The sequence below is a fragment of the Methanobacterium formicicum genome, from assembly GCF_029848115.1.
In the GTDB taxonomy this organism is placed as follows: domain Archaea; phylum Methanobacteriota; class Methanobacteria; order Methanobacteriales; family Methanobacteriaceae; genus Methanobacterium; species Methanobacterium formicicum.
The window spans coordinates 27,501-44,609 of the sequence record NZ_JARVXG010000059.1 but is presented as its reverse complement, the minus strand read 5'-3'; the positions used below and the strand labels follow the sequence as shown (position 1 = coordinate 44,609).

General features: G+C 42.0%; 19 protein-coding genes (1 of these 19 cut by a window edge). 4 read left to right on the top strand and 15 right to left on the bottom strand.

From position 1 onward, the window contains the following. Positions 1 to 28: 28 nt before the first annotated feature. Together QC759_RS11420 and hcp are read right to left on the bottom strand one after the other, a co-directional pair. Positions 29 to 367 carry a cupin domain-containing protein gene (locus QC759_RS11420; RefSeq protein ID WP_048073037.1) on the bottom strand — a complete coding sequence of 113 codons (339 nt, stop codon included), beginning with the start codon at positions 365 to 367 and terminating at the stop codon, positions 29 to 31. A gap of 155 nt (positions 368 to 522) precedes the next feature. After that, positions 523 to 1,836, bottom strand: a complete 1,314-nt coding sequence (gene hcp / locus QC759_RS11415) for a hydroxylamine reductase (protein WP_048073038.1) — start codon at positions 1,834 to 1,836, stop codon at positions 523 to 525. 309 nt (positions 1,837 to 2,145) lie between these two features. Between hcp and QC759_RS11410 the strand changes: the two genes are divergently transcribed. The 4 genes from QC759_RS11410 to QC759_RS11395 all read left to right on the top strand — a co-directional run bounded on the left by QC759_RS11410 (position 2,146) and on the right by QC759_RS11395 (position 6,410). Next, on the top strand, positions 2,146 to 2,295 hold the full coding sequence (locus QC759_RS11410) for a hypothetical protein (RefSeq protein WP_156104977.1): 150 nt from the start codon (positions 2,146 to 2,148) through the stop codon (positions 2,293 to 2,295). Positions 2,296 to 2,510: 215 nt separating this feature from the next. Further along, positions 2,511 to 4,109 (top strand): PAS domain S-box protein, encoded by a 1,599-nt coding sequence (locus QC759_RS11405; protein ID WP_171824046.1) that lies wholly within the window; start codon positions 2,511 to 2,513, stop codon positions 4,107 to 4,109. 209 nt (positions 4,110 to 4,318) lie between these two features. Beyond that, the gene (locus QC759_RS11400) at positions 4,319 to 5,440 is read left to right on the top strand and encodes an AAA family ATPase (protein WP_048073039.1); all 1,122 of its coding nucleotides are present in this window, start codon (positions 4,319 to 4,321) and stop codon (positions 5,438 to 5,440) included. A gap of 202 nt (positions 5,441 to 5,642) precedes the next feature. Next, entirely contained in the window at positions 5,643 to 6,410 is a 768-nt protein-coding gene (locus QC759_RS11395) for a DUF4013 domain-containing protein (protein WP_048073040.1), read from the top strand. Positions 6,411 to 6,544: 134 nt separating this feature from the next. On the opposite strand, the gene hemA is transcribed toward QC759_RS11395, so the two are convergent. The 13 genes from hemA to rnhB all read right to left on the bottom strand — a co-directional run. After that, the gene (gene hemA / locus QC759_RS11390) at positions 6,545 to 7,738 is read right to left on the bottom strand and encodes a glutamyl-tRNA reductase (RefSeq protein ID WP_048073041.1); all 1,194 of its coding nucleotides are present in this window, start codon (positions 7,736 to 7,738) and stop codon (positions 6,545 to 6,547) included. Positions 7,739 to 7,867: 129 nt separating this feature from the next. Next, positions 7,868 to 8,497, bottom strand: coding sequence for a precorrin-2 dehydrogenase/sirohydrochlorin ferrochelatase family protein (locus QC759_RS11385; protein WP_048073042.1), 630 nt, complete (start codon positions 8,495 to 8,497; stop codon positions 7,868 to 7,870). Between the two features lie 14 nt (positions 8,498 to 8,511). Further along, the gene (locus QC759_RS11380) at positions 8,512 to 8,988 is read right to left on the bottom strand and encodes a methanogenesis marker 9 domain-containing protein (RefSeq protein WP_048073043.1); all 477 of its coding nucleotides are present in this window, start codon (positions 8,986 to 8,988) and stop codon (positions 8,512 to 8,514) included. 1 nt (position 8,989) lies between these two features. After that, the gene (gene atwA / locus QC759_RS11375) at positions 8,990 to 10,585 is read right to left on the bottom strand and encodes a methyl coenzyme M reductase system, component A2 (protein WP_048073044.1); all 1,596 of its coding nucleotides are present in this window, start codon (positions 10,583 to 10,585) and stop codon (positions 8,990 to 8,992) included. A 125-nt stretch (positions 10,586 to 10,710) separates the two neighbouring features. Beyond that, a complete protein-coding gene (locus QC759_RS11370; protein WP_048073045.1) occupies positions 10,711 to 11,427 on the bottom strand; it encodes an MJ0144 family RNA dihydrouridine synthase-like protein in 717 nt (238 codons plus the stop codon). Positions 11,428 to 11,604: 177 nt separating this feature from the next. Next, entirely contained in the window at positions 11,605 to 12,360 is a 756-nt protein-coding gene (locus tag QC759_RS11365; RefSeq protein ID WP_048073046.1) for a GTP cyclohydrolase III, read from the bottom strand. After that, a complete protein-coding gene (cofD, locus tag QC759_RS11360; RefSeq protein ID WP_048073047.1) occupies positions 12,357 to 13,262 on the bottom strand; it encodes a 2-phospho-L-lactate transferase in 906 nt (301 codons plus the stop codon). The genes QC759_RS11365 and cofD overlap by 4 nt, the downstream gene beginning before the upstream one ends. 167 nt (positions 13,263 to 13,429) lie before the next feature. After that, positions 13,430 to 13,576: a hypothetical protein gene (locus QC759_RS11355; protein ID WP_171824047.1), complete on the bottom strand. Its 147-nt coding sequence runs from the start codon at positions 13,574 to 13,576 to the stop codon at positions 13,430 to 13,432. 135 nt (positions 13,577 to 13,711) lie between these two features. Then, positions 13,712 to 14,476 (bottom strand): coenzyme F420-0:L-glutamate ligase, encoded by a 765-nt coding sequence (locus QC759_RS11350; RefSeq protein ID WP_082055712.1) that lies wholly within the window; start codon positions 14,474 to 14,476, stop codon positions 13,712 to 13,714. Between the two features lie 116 nt (positions 14,477 to 14,592). Further along, positions 14,593 to 15,195, bottom strand: a complete 603-nt coding sequence (locus QC759_RS11345; protein ID WP_048073049.1) for an IMP cyclohydrolase — start codon at positions 15,193 to 15,195, stop codon at positions 14,593 to 14,595. Between the two features lie 148 nt (positions 15,196 to 15,343). Next, positions 15,344 to 15,739: an ExbD/TolR family protein gene (locus QC759_RS11340; protein ID WP_048073050.1), complete on the bottom strand. Its 396-nt coding sequence runs from the start codon at positions 15,737 to 15,739 to the stop codon at positions 15,344 to 15,346. Positions 15,740 to 15,778: 39 nt separating this feature from the next. Further along, positions 15,779 to 16,621 (bottom strand): MotA/TolQ/ExbB proton channel family protein, encoded by an 843-nt coding sequence (locus QC759_RS11335; protein ID WP_048073051.1) that lies wholly within the window; start codon positions 16,619 to 16,621, stop codon positions 15,779 to 15,781. A gap of 153 nt (positions 16,622 to 16,774) precedes the next feature. Beyond that, positions 16,775 to 17,109, bottom strand: the 3' portion of a protein-coding gene (gene rnhB, locus QC759_RS11330; RefSeq protein WP_048073052.1) for a ribonuclease HII. 286 nt of this gene lie beyond the right edge of the window; the window shows 335 of its 621 coding nt (coding positions 287–621); the start codon falls outside the window, past its right edge; its stop codon occupies positions 16,775 to 16,777.

Genomic DNA, 17,109 nt, shown 5'->3' with positions numbered 1-17,109 from the left:
TAACATTTAATAAGTCTGTGTGGGGTGGTTACAGTAACTTGGTTTCTGTAGTGGGTCGGGGAACTTTTACCACCAGAAAACGCAGCACATCATCGCTCTCATTGTACCAGCAGTGGGGAATACGGGCGGGACTGTCAATTAAAGTATCCTTTCCCACTTCCTTTTTTTCATCCCCTATTTCCACTATGCCGGTACCTTCCAGAACATAGAAGAAAACATCAACGGGTGTGATGTGTTTTTTAAGTGATTCTCCAGGTTGGAGGGTTATATGCACAGTCGTGGCGTTTTCTGTGTCATACAACTTGCGGACATCAACTTTATGGGGAGTGTCAGCTACCGGGGTATTTTCCATTTGAACTATATCCATTTTAAACCCTCTTAAATCTTCATTTAATCTTCAGTATTTACCATTGATTGGAATTTTATTTAACTTAAATGATTTCATTAACTTCAGATTCTACGGTTACCAATGTTGATGATTATTAAGGGTTGGTGCCTTCAAAATAGTAAAAATGGGAGGTTTTATTCTCCCATTATGGTTTTTATATCTTCTTCTGGATCTCCGATTGGTCTAAGGTCGTAATTCTCAACAAGGATGTTGATTATTTCATCGTTAGCCCATCCGGGTAATATTGGTCCTATGTACATTCCTTTCATGTTTAGGGCCAGTAGGCTCCAGAGGATAGCGGCGGCTTTTTGTTCCATCCAGCTTAACACTATGGTTAAGGGTAGTTCATTCAGTTCCACACCAAATAGTTCGGTTAAAGCCAGGGCAATGTCCACGGCAACTATGGCATCGTTACACTGTCCCAGATCTATCAGGCGAGGCACCCCTTCAATGTTTCCCAGGTCCAGATCATTGAACCGGTATTTACCACAGGCTAAGGTTAGCACCACAACATCCTGGGGGAGTTTCTCCACAAATTCGCGGTAGTATTTGGCCTGAGGTTTGGGAGAGTCACATCCGCCAACCAGGATGAATCTTTTAATTTTGCCGGCCTCTACCAGTTCTTTGATCTTTGGTGCCAGGGACAGGACGGTGGATGCTCCGAATCCAGTTGTAAGTACTGTGTCTTTTGGTTCATCTTCTAGTTCTGGTAGTTCTCGTGCTTTTTCAATAACCGGGGTGAAGTCGTTGTCTTCAATGTGTTTCACTCCTGGTAATTGGGCTACTCCACTGGTGAACATTCTTTCTTTGTATTCCTCTTTAGGCAGCAGCACGCAGTTTGAGGTTCCCAGGATAGCCACCGGATATTTGGAGAAGGTTGCCCTCTGGTCAAACCAGGGACCTCCCAGCTGTCCCACCAAGTGTTTGTATTTTTTAAGTCCAGGGTATCCGTGGGCTGGTAGCATTTCCGAGTGGGTGTAAATGTTTATTCCTTTTCCTTCGGTCTGTTTTAAAAGTTCTTCCAGGTTTTGGAGGCTGTGGCCGGTGACTAAGATACCAGGGCCTTTAACTGATCCCACTGGTACTTCGGTGGGTACTGGTTCGCCGTAATTATCAATGTGGGCCTTTTTAAGTAGTTGCATGGTTTTGATGTTCATCTGACCAGCTTCCAGGGCCAGTTTTACAAATTCCTGGGGGTCGAAGTTGACGTTGGTCAGGGTGGAAAAGAATCCCTTTTCTAGGAAGGCATCCACCTCGTCATCAGTGTAACCCAGTTCACGGGCATGGTACAGGTAGGCGGTTATTCCCTTTATGGCGAATAACAGGTTGTCCTGCAGACGGGCTACGGTGGGCTGTTTCCCGCATACTCCAACAACGGTACATCCAGTTTCACGGGCAGTTTGCGAACACTGGTAACAGAACATATCTAATGCTTCTCCTTTTTCCATTTTATTTTCCTCCTTATTCTACTCTTATTTTTTTAATTAACCACAGAATTTCACAAATTTTCTATTTAAAGGCCTTATTGGGTCTTTTTTTACACACTTAATTGTTCTATCCCTATCGAATGTTCTATATGTATAGAACAAAAACTATATATAATTTTTGTTTTGATTTTTTTCAGAGATGGAAACAGCTGAAAAATAATCCGGAAGTACATCCTGAAAAAAATAAATAAACTTATGTGACAAATATATAAATGACAACTGTAATCCAGCACGGTTTAAAACTGAATTTATCCGAGGGGGGGTCAAGTATTGGATGAAAACCGGTCTAAAAAGGAACTTATGGATGAATTGATTGAATTAAGAACTATTTTAGAATTAAAAGAGGAATCCCTAAAAAAAATCATCCATAACCGTGAAATTTTATCTCAAACTGCCTTACAGAGAAGAAATGGAAATTAAATGATTATCGGGGTATGGAGGTTATTTAATTGCCGGTTAATCTGGATGAATCAAGTTCTTCATTTCGGATTTTTATTATATCAGTTCTAATATTCATTTCATGTCTGTTAACCTATTATTTTCACTTTGTTCTAGGAAAAGGAATAGTATTTTCCCAGTTTTACTATATTCCCATTATACTAGCGGCGTTTTGGTGGAAAAGAAAGGGAATATTAGTGTCATTATTTTTGGCATCACTCTTACTCCTTACTGAGTTAATTACTCCTGTAGATGTGTTTGTTCAGGAAGTGTTAAGAGCCATTATCTTGGTTTCAGTCAGTGTGATAACGGTGTTCATAAGTGAAAAAATAGAGAAAACACAGATTAAACTCGCCATCAGTGAAGAAAAATACCGTAACATAGTAGAAACCACACATGAGGGCATAGTAGTTGGAGATATCCAGGGAACTATCCTTTATGTTAATCAGAGAATGTGTGAATTGTTGGGGTATGAAAGAGAGGAGATGGAAAATCATAATATTTTTGAATTTACACCGGAAGATGAAAGAGATATTCTGGTTGAGACCAGAAAAAAAGTAGCCGAAGGCGAAAGGATTGCTTTTTACCCGGAATTCCGTAGGAAAGATGGTTCTAAACTGTGGACATTAGCCCAGGCCTCTCCATTATATGATGATCAGGGCCAGTACATGGCCAATCTTTACATGCACAGTGACATCACCGAACTTAAAAAAGCCAGAAAGGCACTGGAAGTATCCTATGCTCAGTTGGAAAACAAGGTGGAGGAACGTACCCGGGAATTAAATGAAAGTGAAGAGAAATACCGAAAACTTTTTGAAAAAAACCCTGATTACAACATACTTTTTGATACGAATGGCGTAATTAGGGAAGTAAATGAGGCCACAGTTAAGATGATGGGGTTGTCAAAAGATGAAATAGTGGGTAAAAAATTCACAGAATTGGAATCAATACCTCCCGAGAATGTGTCCTCTATTTTGGGGGAATTGTTCCGCATACTGGAAGGAAAAGAGATTAAACCATTTGAATCTAAATTTATAGACGGAAATGGTGATATACATTATATTATAATCCACGCCATACCCTTCCTGGAGAAGGGGAAGGTTGAACGTATACTGGGAATAGGTGCAGATATCACTCAACTAAAAAAAGCAGAAAACAAGATACTATCATCTTTAAGTGAAAAGGAAGCCCTGTTAAGGGAAATTCACCACCGAGTGAATAACAACATGCAGATCATCTCCAGTTTGCTCAACCTCCAGACCCTCTACGTCCATGAGGAGGAAACTAAAGAAGTTCTCCAGGACAGTCAAAGGCGAGTTAAATCCATGGCCATGGTCCACGAAAAACTGTACCGGGCTGGTGATCTTAGTCACATCAAATTTAAAGAATACACCGAGAAGCTTGTTTCGGACATTTTCAGTACGTACAACCGTAGAACTGGTGATATAAAGTTTATTTTAAACATGGATGAAATTGAATTGAATATGGAGACAGCCATACCCTTAGGTCTCATAATTAACGAACTGGTGACCAACAGCCTTAAATTCGCCTTTCCAGAGAACGAAGGTTCAATAACCATTGAGCTTGAAAACAATAATGGCCAATTCGTTTTAACTGTTGCTGATGATGGGATAGGTTTGCCCCCAGATTTTGATTTGAACAAAACACACTCTCTTGGCTTGCGATTAGTTAACAGTTTGGTAATCCAGCTGGATGGTGAAATAAGCATGGATTCCAGTCAGGGGGCAGAATATAAAATCACTTTCCGTGAATTGGATTACAGTGGAAGGTTTTAATTTGCCTTTTCAGGTTTAAGACGTAAACTGGATGAATTTTGTAAGGTACACTTGTTTGTTCCCTGACATACTTACTTATCAATTATTATGCCCTCTTACTTATCACATAGTAAGGTGAAGATTTAGAAACCGGGGGAAATGTATTTAAAAAATGTTAATTAAGTGGTAGGTACATATCATTTTACAAACTAATTTGAGGTAAACCCATATTGAAACTTAACAACATAACTCCTGATCCAATTGTATCGGAAAAAAAGACCTGCACTGGCCCAGAAGACACTGGAAAGGAAACCAAAATGGTAGTACTCCAATCCATTGGGTACCCCTTCCTGTGCAACCTGGTGGAGAACCCTAAAATTGAGATATTCGACACTGAACTTTTCGAACTCTATGCCCGGGAGCAGTGGGCAGGTTATACAGTGAAAGAAGGTTCATTCCTTTTTGACCAGAAATTACTGCCTGATTTTGCATTTAAGGTGATAAAGGCCCATCCAGATGACTCACGCATAACCCAGAACACTTCCATACTTCTCATGGAGGTGGAAGAGGTTCGTGAGGTTAAGAAGGTGGAAAGTAACTTTAAAATGAGTGATGTTATTGGTCAGGATCGGGCCAAGACCAAGTGTAAAATCATCACCAAGTACCTCCAGGAACCAGAAACATTTCAGGGATGGGCACCCCGCAACGTCCTTTTCCACGGAACTCCGGGTACGGGTAAGACCATGCTGGCCAAATCATTATCTCATGAAATGCAGGTCCCTCTCTTCTTGGTTAAGGCTACCAGTCTTATTGGGGAACATGTGGGTGATGGGGCACGTCAGATACACGATCTTTTTGAAGCAGCATCAGCCTGTGCACCGGCTGTGATTTTCATAGATGAAATAGATGCCATTGGTCTGGACCGTAAGTACCAGTCCTTACGGGGTGATGTTTCTGAAGTGGTCAATGCCCTTTTAACTGAACTGGATGGTATCAACCCCAATCTGGGGGTGGTAACCATTGGAGCTACTAACAATCCTCAATTACTTGATTACGCACTTAGAAGTCGTTTTGAAGAGGAAATTGAGTTTGTTCTTCCGGATGAAGGTGAAAGGAAAAGAATACTGGAAATGTACATTGAATCCATGCCTTTACCAGTTGATGTTAACGTGAAAAAACTGGCCAGCCTCTCCAAGGGCATGTCTGGTAGGGATATCAAGGACCGGCTGCTTAAAGTGGCGTTACACAAGGCTATATCCGAAGACCAGGAAAGTGTTACCTGGGAAAACTTCCAGTACGCATTGAAACATCATGAAAAAGAGAAAAACGAACCCAAAGGCATGTTTGCATAATTCTCTTTTTTTTAAATAAACTAAATTTTCTATATTTTTTTCATTTTTTTCTTTTATCTTTTATTTTCTACCCAGATTTATCATTAAGTGGGGAAACAGTTTTATCCTGATAACCATCATACTGTAAATTTAGTATAAGTCATTACTTCGGTTATTATGGAAATGGGTAAATTATGGGATGTTGTGGACAATAATTTAATGGATGGGGAAAGTCTTGGTTGCCAATAGAAACTTAAAAATTATTTTAAAGGATGCTGCAAGTTATGCACTTTCGGACTGGCGCAATTTTTTGATACTGGGGTTAATACTGCTTTTAGCGGACCATGCTATGGATTTGTATTCAGCTTCCACCGGTAACAGTGTACTGGATATTTTAATACTTGCATCCATTGTGGGAGTTGTCATCTTATTGTCCTTTATTGAAATAGGATATGGTTTCCGTATAGTAGAGGAAACAGTTGAAGGATCAACCCGCCCGCCTAGTTTCCATCATCCCTTAAATCTTTTTGTCCATGGAATAAAAGAGAGTCTGATTCTCATTGTTTATTTTATGTTGCCTTTCTTATTAGTGGTTCTTGGGCTTTCTGAATTAGGAGACCTTTTAGACTTTGATTCACAGTGGGGAATGGCCCTGCTGATCCTGGGGATGCTGGTTTTCTTAGTCTGTTTCAACATCCTAATGCAGGGAGCGATTTTGACCATGGCCCATCATCGTGGAAGCCTCCGCTGGGGATTTAACATGCCCCAAGTCTTTAAAAAGATAAGAATGGTCGGTCTGAGGAACATGTTCATGGTCACGATTATTACGGGGGTAGTGCTTTACCTTATCCGCCAGATACTTTTTGATGCACTCCACGAAATACCCTACTTGGGCTCTACTGTGGGAGAGTTAATAGGCACAGTTTTAATTGCTCCCTTCCTCCTGATAGTTACCACCCGTTTACTGGGACTAATCGATGTACAGGGGTAAATAATAGTGACTCTCTTTAAAATTACGGTTAGGTGGGGTAGTGAGGAACTTGGATTTGGATTTTAAGTTCCTTAATAAAATAAATGAATTGTAAAATAAATCTATGGGGATGTATTATAAAATAAGAAGATGTATCAGTTTTTATTCTTGAAAATATACTTGGCCGTGTTTAGAACATCTTTATTATTATTTTCGGCGGCTTCTTTTAGGTTATGGATGATGTCTAAAAACACGCGGTCTACCACCACCTTGGTAAGGTCATCAACCACCTTTTCCTTACCATTCATGTCTCCCAGCTTGCGGAAGGCCTTCTGGGTTTCCCGCATTCTGATGGTCTCAGCCTGAGCCCTTATCTGAGCGATGACTGGTTCCACTTCCAGGTGTCGCAGTGATTTTTCCAGGAGTTCTAATTCATCGGCAATGATTTTTTCGGCTTCTTTTGCTTCGGTTTCCCTTATTTTTTTGTTTTTATCGGCTATGCCTCTTAAATCATCAATGTTATATAGTTTAACCCCTAGCTGGGCAACTTCCTCTTCAATATCCCGGGGATTGGCAATGTCAATCATCACCATGGTCTGGAGATGTTCAGGGGGTACCGCCTCACTCACCTTTTCCTGGGTGAGAATGTTGTGTGGTGCTCCGGTGGCACTGATAACCACATCGGCATCGGACATTGCTTGGGATAAACTGTCAAAATGGATGGCACTTCCTCCCAGCTCCTTGGCTAGGCAGACTGCCCTGTCATAGGTGCGGTTGGCCACCACAATCGCCTGGAGATGTTTCTCTACCAGTGCTTTGGCTACCAGTGTTCCCATTTTACCGGCCCCAATAACCAGCACTTTTTTACATTTAAGGTTTCCAAGGACGGATTCTGCTAAATTCACTGCAGCAGAGCCTATTGAAACTGAACCCTGATTTATCCGTGTTTTTTTACGTACAGATTGTCCTACGTGTATGGCTTTGGTAAAAACAGTACTCAGTACCTGACCACAACAATCAGTTTTAACACTAACTTTGTAAGCATCCTTTAACTGACCTAATATTTGGTCTTCGCCAATGATCATGGATTCTAATCCGCATGAAAGTTTTAAAACATGTTCAAGGGCTTTTTCATCCTTTTCAACTACCAGGCCGTTCCAGTGATAGTCCAGGGGAGCTTCATCCATGACCAAATAGATTTCTGCACGGTTGCAGGTTTTCAACTGGATGAATTCCTGCACTTGATGTTCTTTCTGTATTTTCGCGAATATGTCCTCCATGGTAGTGGTGGACTCTTCAATTTTATTGATATCCGCGGTTTTGTGGTCAATTCGGATGTTAAGAATCACTTTAACCCTCCTGAATACTGGAAGATGTATTTGTATTACCTTTTTTCAAATTACCCTGGTGGCTTTTACTAGGTTTGGTATAAACTAATAATTAGGTAATGGATTTATGGACTATTTTTAGTTTATTTATTAATCTAGGTCACGAGGGGTCTGGATAAAATGGACAATGTAATTTTTGGCCTCTTCCAATTTTCCCCTATCTAAAAATTCATTAACCTTTTTATCATTTAAGATTTGGTATAAATAATCACGACGCTTCTTTTGATCCGGCACCTTTTCCTTCAATAACTCACGGGTGAAATGCTGTAATTCCAGTTGAAGGATATCTTCTTCACTCACCACGGCCTGGATGCGTTTTCGCAGTTCTTTGGCCATAAGTGGGCTTTTACCCTGGGTGAAAATGGAAAACTGTACATCTTTAATAAAAAATGAGGAGGGAACAATGAGGTTTCCCTCTTCCGGGCAGTCAGCACGATTTACAAGTTTATCTTCAGCTAACTGGGCCACTTTTTGGTTCAATTGGTGATCTCCACTGGCTACTACCACTAAATCTGCCCAATCTATCCACTGTGGAAGTTCAGCACGAGGTTTGTGGGTGGCTCCTAATTTTATCAGTTGGGGAGGAATTTTACCTCCGCTTATCACTACATTAGCCCCGGCATCCAGAAAACGAAGCGCTCTTCGCTGGCCGACTTCCCCGGCTCCTACCACCAGGACATTTTTATCCGGCATCTTTAGGTAGAGGGGAGTCCATCCCATCTTCACACGTCCACTTAGATTTCCAGATTTTTCATCCGGAGAACCTTAATTGCAGTTTTCAGGTCGTTACCACATTCCGAGAGAACCTGTGAAGCCTCCTCTCGGGAGACATCGAATGTGTCGGCCAGTGCTTTAATGCTCTCCTCGTTGTCGGTAGGTTCATGACCCACCAGTTCCTGTGATAACTGGTGTTTTAAATCCATGTACTCTTCACTGCTCATACCAATTCTGCGCAGCACCATATCCCTCAGGGGGCATGGTTTGGATGGTTTGCAGCACCACACCAGGGATCCAAAACAGGTTCCTTCGCCCTCACCCAGACGAGTTTTTTCTCCAAATTTCTCTTTAATCTCCACGTACTCTTGAGGCGTCATTCCTGCCTCTTCAAGAGCGAATACAATAGGACAAGGTTTAACAGGCGGACAACAAAAAGTCAAAGCTCTCTTATCTCCCCCTCGGCATACATGTGATGGTGAATCTTCCCAAGCCATCTTATTCCTCCTTTAACATTTTTTTCTTCTCTGAAGGGGTTAAATCTTCCACAATATCAGCGGGTAAACCGGTTTTAAGGATTTTTCCTCCTCTCATGAGGGCGGCCCGGTCACAGACATCAAGTACAAAGTCCATGTCGTGGCTTATAATAACAAAGGTCTGTTTCAATTCATCTCGGGCCTTCCGGATGGAATCAGTAACCTGCACCCGGGTCATGGGGTCCATGGTACCGGTTGGTTCATCAAGGATGACGATGTTAGGTTCTTTAATGAGAACCTGGGCCAGTGCCACCCGGTGTCTTTCTCCTCCACTCAGTTCATCCGGATATTTGGTGATTATTTTTTCAGCATATTCTTCATCAAATCCCACAGCATTCAGCACGTAAAGTGCTTTCATTTTAGCAAATTCTGCGGGTAATTCCAGGCTTATTGCTTCAGTTAAGTTTCCCAGAACATTTCTGTGGGGATAAAGGCTGTATTCCTGGTGTAATATTCCCAGGTAGGGTTTAACCCTGCCCCGACCGAATATACCCTTTTCAGTCATATCTATCCAGTTATCCCCTAATTTAACCATGATCTGCCCACCACTGGGGTCGGTGAGGCCATAGAGAATACGGGAAAGGGTGGTCTTACCGGCTCCGGAGAGTCCAACCACTCCGAATATTTCTCCTTCATCAATAACCAGGTCTATGCCATCTACGGCCTTAACCACTCCTCGATCAATGGAGTAGTAATGTTTTTTGACTCCTTCCATTTTTATGATGGGGCCACCGGTTTTAAATTCAGTTTTCTTCTCCGGTAGGGGGACCTGGTCCAGGAAGCTCTGCACTACAGTTTCGGGGTTCCCTTCTTCCACAATTTCTCCCTTCTCCAGCCAGATCACATGATCCGATAACTGGCGCATAACTTCTGGCCAGTGAGAGGTGATGACCATGGTGGTTCCCTTTTCCTTCACACCTTCAATCAGGGCTTGGTGGATTAATTCCGCAGTTTGAGGGTCAAGTGTACCGGTTGGTTCGTCTGCTAAAAAGAGCATTGGTTCTTTAGCAATTTGTCTAGCCAGAACAACTCTCTGTTTTTCCCCACCAGAGAGATCACGTGCTATATGAGTGATCCGATGGGTCATCTGAGCCATGTCCAGGAGATCTATGGCCATGTAGGTACTCTCTTCTTCATCACGCCCGGTGATTGATTTTATAACGTTATCAATTACCGTGTCATCTTCGTAAAGAGCAAATGTCCTTTGTAACATAATGGAGATACGGCGTTTGATTGCAGCGAAATGTTTACGGTCAGTATCCCAGAAATCAATTTCATGGGCTTCAAAGGTAACTCCGCACTGGCAAACTTTCCCAACCATGGAAGGAGGTTCTACTCTTAGACACTGTGGGCAAACAGCTACATTGTAAATGATTCGACCTGTGGTAGGGCGATAGTCCTTCATCCCCCTTAACATATTGATAAGGACGGATTTTCCAGAACCGCTTCTTCCCAGAATACCCAGAACTGAACCTTCTTCTATGGTTATGTTCAGGTTTTTCAGGATTTCCACACCATCAAAGGTTTTGGTGACGTTTTCCAATCGTATAAAAGACATTTAACCACCTTTTTTATAACAATCAAATTGAATGAGTAATCCCTCTCAAGCTTTTTTTGATCATTAGTTGTTTATCTATATGATTTCCTATTAAAAATTTTATTATATTAAAAAAATATCCTCTGCTATATTTGGGACAGATCAAAGGATAGTGTTCCCTTAATGGCAGCCCGGGCAATTGATATTCCATCGGCACCTGAAGCCAACATTTTCCTGGCAGATTCAATATCCCTAATGGAATTGTTACCAATAACGAACAAATTAGTTTCCTGACAAATAGATTGGACTGTATCATAATCAGCAGTGTCCAAACCAGGATACATTGCATCTACATGGAGAAAATCTGCCCCAGCACGGTCTATGACCCGTGAAACTTCGAGGATATCCACACCCGGTACATTAGCCCGTATCTTAACCGATACTTCACTTTTTGATTTTTGCACCACTTCTCTGGTGAATTTTTCCAGGTGGGGAATATTCTCCATAAGTGCCTGGCCACATCCCAGGTTGGTTATCTCCGGCTGCCGACAGTGGGCATTGATCTCCACCACATCCACATTCTTAAGCTGAGAAACTGCAATAATGGGTTCAGGAGTAGTAGCACGAAGATTAACCGATAACATACCGTTCCACCTGTCCTGATCTTTAACCATCAGGGATTGTTTTTCCAGATGAGAAATTAATTCGCCGGGTTTCAGGTCAAACTCTGGCCTCCCACGAGATAGTATACTTTGGCCTGCACTAATGGTGGCTGAATCTGCATTATAACCTCCCAGGGTTACCATGTCAAATCCAAGGGTTGTCATATGTCGGCAAAAAGCACCATCCGTGATGCCGGCCATGGGGGCTAGGACTTTAATAAATTCAACTCCAAATAAGTTTTTAATATGGGCAAATCTGTTGTTAGCTCAAAATTAATACCAATATGGTTTCAGAGCCTTAATTTCTAATTGATAGGTAAGATAACAACCGATAGATTAAAAAGATTTGGGAAAAATTAATATTTTTTTAACTTAAACTTATTCCTTCATAACGTGAACTAGATTGTAGGTACAACCGCCTCTGATTTCTTCCAGGGCCAGATCAGCAAGGTTAGCTGCTTTTTCTGCGTTAGGTCCCTTTCCAACACCGGCTTTAAGGGCGATATTAGTTTCTTCTTCTATTTCTTCGATAATGGTAAGCAGTCCTTCCGGGTTCATACCATTACAGGGAGACATGAAGTTATCCCCACCAATGAAAAACAGTAACGAACCTTTCTCAATTAATTTTTTCATTAAGAAATGTTGTACCCGGTTAACTATAAAAGAAGTGTCGTATGCAGGAATAATATCTGTAAGCGAATCAGTGATTCCGTTTATATCAATATGGGCAATCTGCACAAAGCTGTCATCTGGTTTCACTAGGCCTTCAATGGCCAGTATTTCGCTCCGTTCCTCGGATTGTGCTCCCCCATATTTTTGAAGTGCACTGGTGGCGCTTCGCTGTGCTTCATAGGGAGTTTCAGCAGTTCCCACGCCCATACTCACGGTTATAGGGTAACGGTTGTTGATGGACTTCTGTATACGCAGGTGGTGGTCCATATCCACGCCGTTGGTGACCGCCAGCATGTTATCAAAGCGGGTGAAGAAGACCAATCCCCCTTTGACTGCGAATTGCCTTTGAAGGTCGGCGTATAACTCTGCCTGCAGGATCTGCAGGTCTGCTTCGGCCCTTGGTGTGGGGGTAACTGTCCATGGTCCGTAGTTGTCAATTTGAATTAAAGTCATTTGTATCATACATTTTCACCCAAAGTACATCTGGCTAAATTAATTTTATCTTCCATATTGGTCATGATGGTCTCTGTTATCATAACATCTAATATTAGTTTTTCTATTTCTTCCTGGTGATTGGCATCCACCTGGTCAATAATGATCCGATCCATAAAATCATGATACATGCTGGCCACTCCCCGGACGGAAACTTCATGACCTTTGGCCTGCATGAACTTAGCTGCCGGTCCACTAACTGGTTTATCACCCACTATAGGGGATACACCCACAACATAAGTTTTTTTAAGTGCCTTTTTAACTCTTTTAGCAGAAATTATCGGCCCGATGGAGGTTATGGGGTTTGATGGTCCAATAACCACCATATCTGAGTCTTCGATGGATTCAATTAAACCAGGGGCAGGATCCACCTTTTGGCAACTCACATCAAGTACCCGGGGGGTTCCCTGATTTTCCACCAGGAACTGGTGAAATCCCATTGCTCCCTGGTCAGTAGTTATGGTGATCTGAGATTGCTGGTTACTCATGGGAATTACTGGTGATTTAATTCCCAGTTCCTTTCTCTGAATATCCACAGCCTCAGAGAGAGAGTGTTCTTTCATTAACAGGGTTTTTTGGATCTTCATGGCCCGGTCACGATCCCCGATGCGGAGGGTTTCCGGACACCCGATCTCCTTTAACCGATCATGGGTTATAAAACTATCACCCTTCACCCCGTACCAGGTATCCTCATTGATGATCCCCGCCAGGGTGTAGAGTACGGTATCCACATCCGGGGCCACGTAAACTCCGGAAAAATAGTCATTTTCCAGGGTATTCACGATTACCGTAATATCTTCGGGGTTCATCAGTTTTACCATCCCCTGCAGGAGTTTGGGGGTGCCGGTTCCACCAGAAAGGACGCTTATCATTTTATTATCACTCTAGGTTATTTGTTGTATTAGATGTTGTAAATAACGATAGCCAAAGCACGGCTCTAACATTCCCTAAGATCTAAATCCCTTTATCTAGATGCACTATCTGTATTTTTGGACCAACCCGAAGTTTGACTTAATATTCAGATAAAATCCTATGGACATTAATGAACATTGAGTTCCTTTAAAAGCCGGCTTCTTTCCTTTTTTAATTCTTCCAGCACCTTGGGATCACAGGATTCACTTTTTTCCAGGTGGGCTATGGTGATGGTTATTGCTTCTAGCTGGGTTTCGATCTGATTTACAGACATATTATCAACTCATTACCTTTCATGGATTTAAATCATTTTTTTAAAATTTCCCTTTGAAAAATGATTCATATGTTTTTTAAAACTTTTTTGAAAGTTGTATGATCATTATTGATAAATATTTCCTAAAGTTCCTGTTCATTTTCTGAAAACATCGTATTTCTTTGGCCTTATTAAAGATTTGATGGTGGCAAATTCACTTCTGAGCTTCTGGAAGTAACTAACACCCCGTAAGATAACAACGGGTATTCCCTCATCGGCTTGACCCATTACCAGAGAAGCTGCAGAGGATAATTCATCAGCCACAGCTATACTGGTGGTTTTAAGTTTTCGTCCGTATAAGTCCAGCTCACCAGCACGGTCCCAAACTGGTAACATGCCTGAAATCCCGATGGCCGTTCCAATAGCCCCTTCACGGAAGGCTCGCCCCTGTGTATCGGAGATTATAACTGCAATATTCTTCCCAGTTTCATTCTCCAGGGGTTTCCTTATTTTATGGGCACTGGAATCTGGATCGGTGGGTATTGGTTTGGCCAGACCTTGATCCACATTTGATTCATCAATACCGGCATTGGCGCACACAAAACCGTGTTTGGTTTCAGTGATAATGAAGTCCGGTCCAACCTCCACCACCTCTACCGATTCCTGGAGTATGGCCTCCACCAGGTCTGCGTCTTTACCTGTAATATTAGCCATGTCTAAGGCCTTTGGGCTGGGTTTTATATCCTTTAGGTTTATTACATTACCTTCAGATTTGGCAATGGCAGTTTCGGCAATAACTAGGATATCCCCTTCAAAGAATTGAATGCCCTGTGTCTCCATGGCCTTTAAAATGAGTTGGGAGAGATCATCTCCCTTTTTAATGAGGGGAATACCTTCGAGTCCTATAATTTTAATCTCCATGTCCATGCACCGAATTGGATTTAGATAGTAGATGTGCTTGTAAAATCTAAGGATCTTACGGATTTTTCCTGTTTCCTTTGATTGATTCAGATAAGGGAGTTCAGGATGGTATTTAATTAAATTGATTCCAGTTTCCAGTTTTCTTTACCAAAAGCAGCAGCAGAAGTGACGGGATTGGTGAAATCTTTGAATTTACCCTGGTCCATTATGTATTGAGCAGCTTCCGCCACGTTACTTGCAGTAAATTCCACTTTATGGGGTTCGATGTGTTCGTAGGTGGATATGTAACTTGCTTCACCTGCAGGAACCTTTTCCACCTGTACCTTTTCGTGGGTAACAATACCGATGTATGCTTCTCCGTCCATGGTGACTGCCCCGGCAATACGGGGGGTGTTGAAGTCATCCTTCTCGTAGTCCATGGTCATAAGGGAAAGGGCCAGAGAATCCCGGATACTCATACCTGATGCGATTTTCTCAGCAATAACATCAGTGTGGGAACCATTGGAAACCACAGCCACATCATCCACCAGACGTATGCAATTGTAGGCTATGTAGGGGCTTACAAAGACATCCTTCTCATGGCCTTCCTTTGGAACCACCGCTACCCTGTCCGGAAAAGTCCGGGTGATCCGGTTGGGAAAAGAACGGCTGGACACCCTGTAGGCCACAAAGTTACCGGTTTCATTACTTCCAACTGCTAATATTCTTCCTAGATACATTTATTTCACCTTTCAAACATTCATTTCAATTCCAAGTGTGTTTATGCAATGAATAGATGGTACACATTCTATAACTGGACTAGTAATAAGTTTTCAGAAGTTGCAGTAAACCCTGTATTGATTGTACTAGGTACCGTCCAAGTCAGGGTCAAGTCTGGGGAATACTAACTGCCTTTTCTGGACTCATACCTGGTGGTGCGGTAATGACAATGGACCCATCTTTGGGTTTGATAATGATTTCCCCTTCGTCTATTACCTGAGTATGGATGGCAATGGCACTGTCACGGATGTAACTGGACATATCCACCCCATTGACAGTGACGGTTTTAAGACCAGATACTGGGAAGAGGTAGTACTCGGAATTTCCACTACTTTGACTTACCTGGGGTTTACCCGAAGAACTGGAATCAGCAGCTACGTGGAAACTGCTGGTAACCATTAAAAATATGAGAATGGTGAAAATAACATCAATGAGGGGAACCAGGTTTACCCGGGCCTGTTTGCTGCGCAATTTTCTGCGGTAACTTGTGGTATCAATGGCCATCTATAAAATCCCCTGTATTTATTTTTATAAGTGCACTGCTTATTGTTTTAGTTTACTTTCCACAACCCGGGCTTCGGTGTTGCATTTTTCCCGGATCACATTACCAATACTTTTTTCCAGCATGTGGGGGTTCATGGAAATCCAGATGTTAGCATCCTTATCCTGATGTAACTCTTTAACTTCTATTACACCATCAGATTCCTTTAAAGCAGTAATTACGTTTTCAATATCAGAATCAACTTTTATACGCATCTCTGCGGATCGCCAGTTGGTCATCTTTTTGGCGATTTCTATTTTATCCAGTTCATCCTCTATTTTACTGTTAATATGGGTGTAGAGGGGTAGGATTATTATGGCCACTGCTAAACCCATTATGGTGGTAATGAGGGCCACGTAAATACCTTCGGCCATTCCGGTGGCACTGGCATTTACACCCATGGCCTTGAAAGTATACCACATTCCCAGAACAGTTCCGATCAGCCCTAAAAGAGGCGCTATTTCGATTATAGTTCTGATTGTGTCCATTCCTTTGGTCATACGTCCCATTTCTACGATGAACACCCTTTCCATAGCATCTTCCACTTCTCTGTTGCTACGAAAACCTATCTTCAAAGCTTCGGCAACAATCTTAGAAATAGGGTTCTGATAACGTCCAATAGAACGTAATGCTTCTAGAGAACCGCCACGGTCCATGGCTTTGTTTACTTCGCTCATGATCTGGGGTAGTCCTACCTGTGATATTTTGCGCAGGTAGTATATTTTCTCGGCAGAATAAAATATACCATAAATTCCGATTATGGTGATGATATAAGTGATGACTCCTCCACTTTTGAACATCTCCAGTATGGTGTTGAAGGAGCCGGCAAAAAATTCGTATATCATTGGTTATCCTCGCATTAAATTTATACTAGGCTCAATTAATTTGCCTTTGTTTTGTTTGTATAAAAAGATTGTTTTTTAGAAATCGGTTTCTTAAGAATTATAGTATTGTTAAGAAGTTTTTCCCAATTCCACCCTAATGTTCCTCCCTAGGATTTATCCTTGCATTTTTTCTACAGTGGCCCATGATCGGCGTATAAAGTCAGGGAGTTCCTCAGGGGACTCTTTGGTAATTATTTTTAGAAATTCAATGGTGCGGGGGTCGCTGGGATAACCCGATCCTACATTTTCGTAGGTCTTTTTGATGATCTGAATGGCCCGGTCACGTTCTACCTTGGCTACTATGGATGCTGCCGAAACAATGGGGTAACGGTCATCTGCTTTGTGTTCTGCCACAACCCTCAGTGGGGGGTGCATGGTTTCCAATTCATTGGTAAGTCTTTCTGGTTTAACATCCATGGAGTCAATGAAACAGGTGTCGGGGGTTGACT

What these genes read in the sequence shown, in the direction of transcription:
- QC759_RS11355 (WP_171824047.1), bottom strand. Translation starts at nt 13,576, where the DNA reads ATGTCTGTAAATCAGATCGAAACCCAGCTAGAAGCAATAACCATCACC.
- atwA (WP_048073044.1), bottom strand. Translation starts at nt 10,585, where the DNA reads ATGTCTTTTATACGATTGGAAAACGTCACCAAAACCTTTGATGGTGTG.
- cofD (WP_048073047.1), bottom strand. Translation starts at nt 13,262, where the DNA reads ATGATAAGCGTCCTTTCTGGTGGAACCGGCACCCCCAAACTCCTGCAG.
- QC759_RS11370 (WP_048073045.1), bottom strand. Translation starts at nt 11,427, where the DNA reads ATGGCCGGCATCACGGATGGTGCTTTTTGCCGACATATGACAACCCTT.
- QC759_RS11335 (WP_048073051.1), bottom strand. Translation starts at nt 16,621, where the DNA reads ATGATATACGAATTTTTTGCCGGCTCCTTCAACACCATACTGGAGATG.
- QC759_RS11340 (WP_048073050.1), bottom strand. Translation starts at nt 15,739, where the DNA reads ATGGCCATTGATACCACAAGTTACCGCAGAAAATTGCGCAGCAAACAG.
- QC759_RS11365 (WP_048073046.1), bottom strand. Translation starts at nt 12,360, where the DNA reads ATGATACAAATGACTTTAATTCAAATTGACAACTACGGACCATGGACA.
- QC759_RS11385 (WP_048073042.1), bottom strand. Translation starts at nt 8,497, where the DNA reads ATGGGATGGACTCCCCTCTACCTAAAGATGCCGGATAAAAATGTCCTG.
- hcp (WP_048073038.1), bottom strand. Translation starts at nt 1,836, where the DNA reads ATGGAAAAAGGAGAAGCATTAGATATGTTCTGTTACCAGTGTTCGCAA.
- QC759_RS11380 (WP_048073043.1), bottom strand. Translation starts at nt 8,988, where the DNA reads ATGGCTTGGGAAGATTCACCATCACATGTATGCCGAGGGGGAGATAAG.
- QC759_RS11420 (WP_048073037.1), bottom strand. Translation starts at nt 367, where the DNA reads ATGGATATAGTTCAAATGGAAAATACCCCGGTAGCTGACACTCCCCAT.
- QC759_RS11350 (WP_082055712.1), bottom strand. Translation starts at nt 14,476, where the DNA reads ATGGAGATTAAAATTATAGGACTCGAAGGTATTCCCCTCATTAAAAAG.
- QC759_RS11345 (WP_048073049.1), bottom strand. Translation starts at nt 15,195, where the DNA reads ATGTATCTAGGAAGAATATTAGCAGTTGGAAGTAATGAAACCGGTAAC.
- QC759_RS11395 (WP_048073040.1), top strand. Translation starts at nt 5,643, where the DNA reads ATGGGGAAAGTCTTGGTTGCCAATAGAAACTTAAAAATTATTTTAAAG.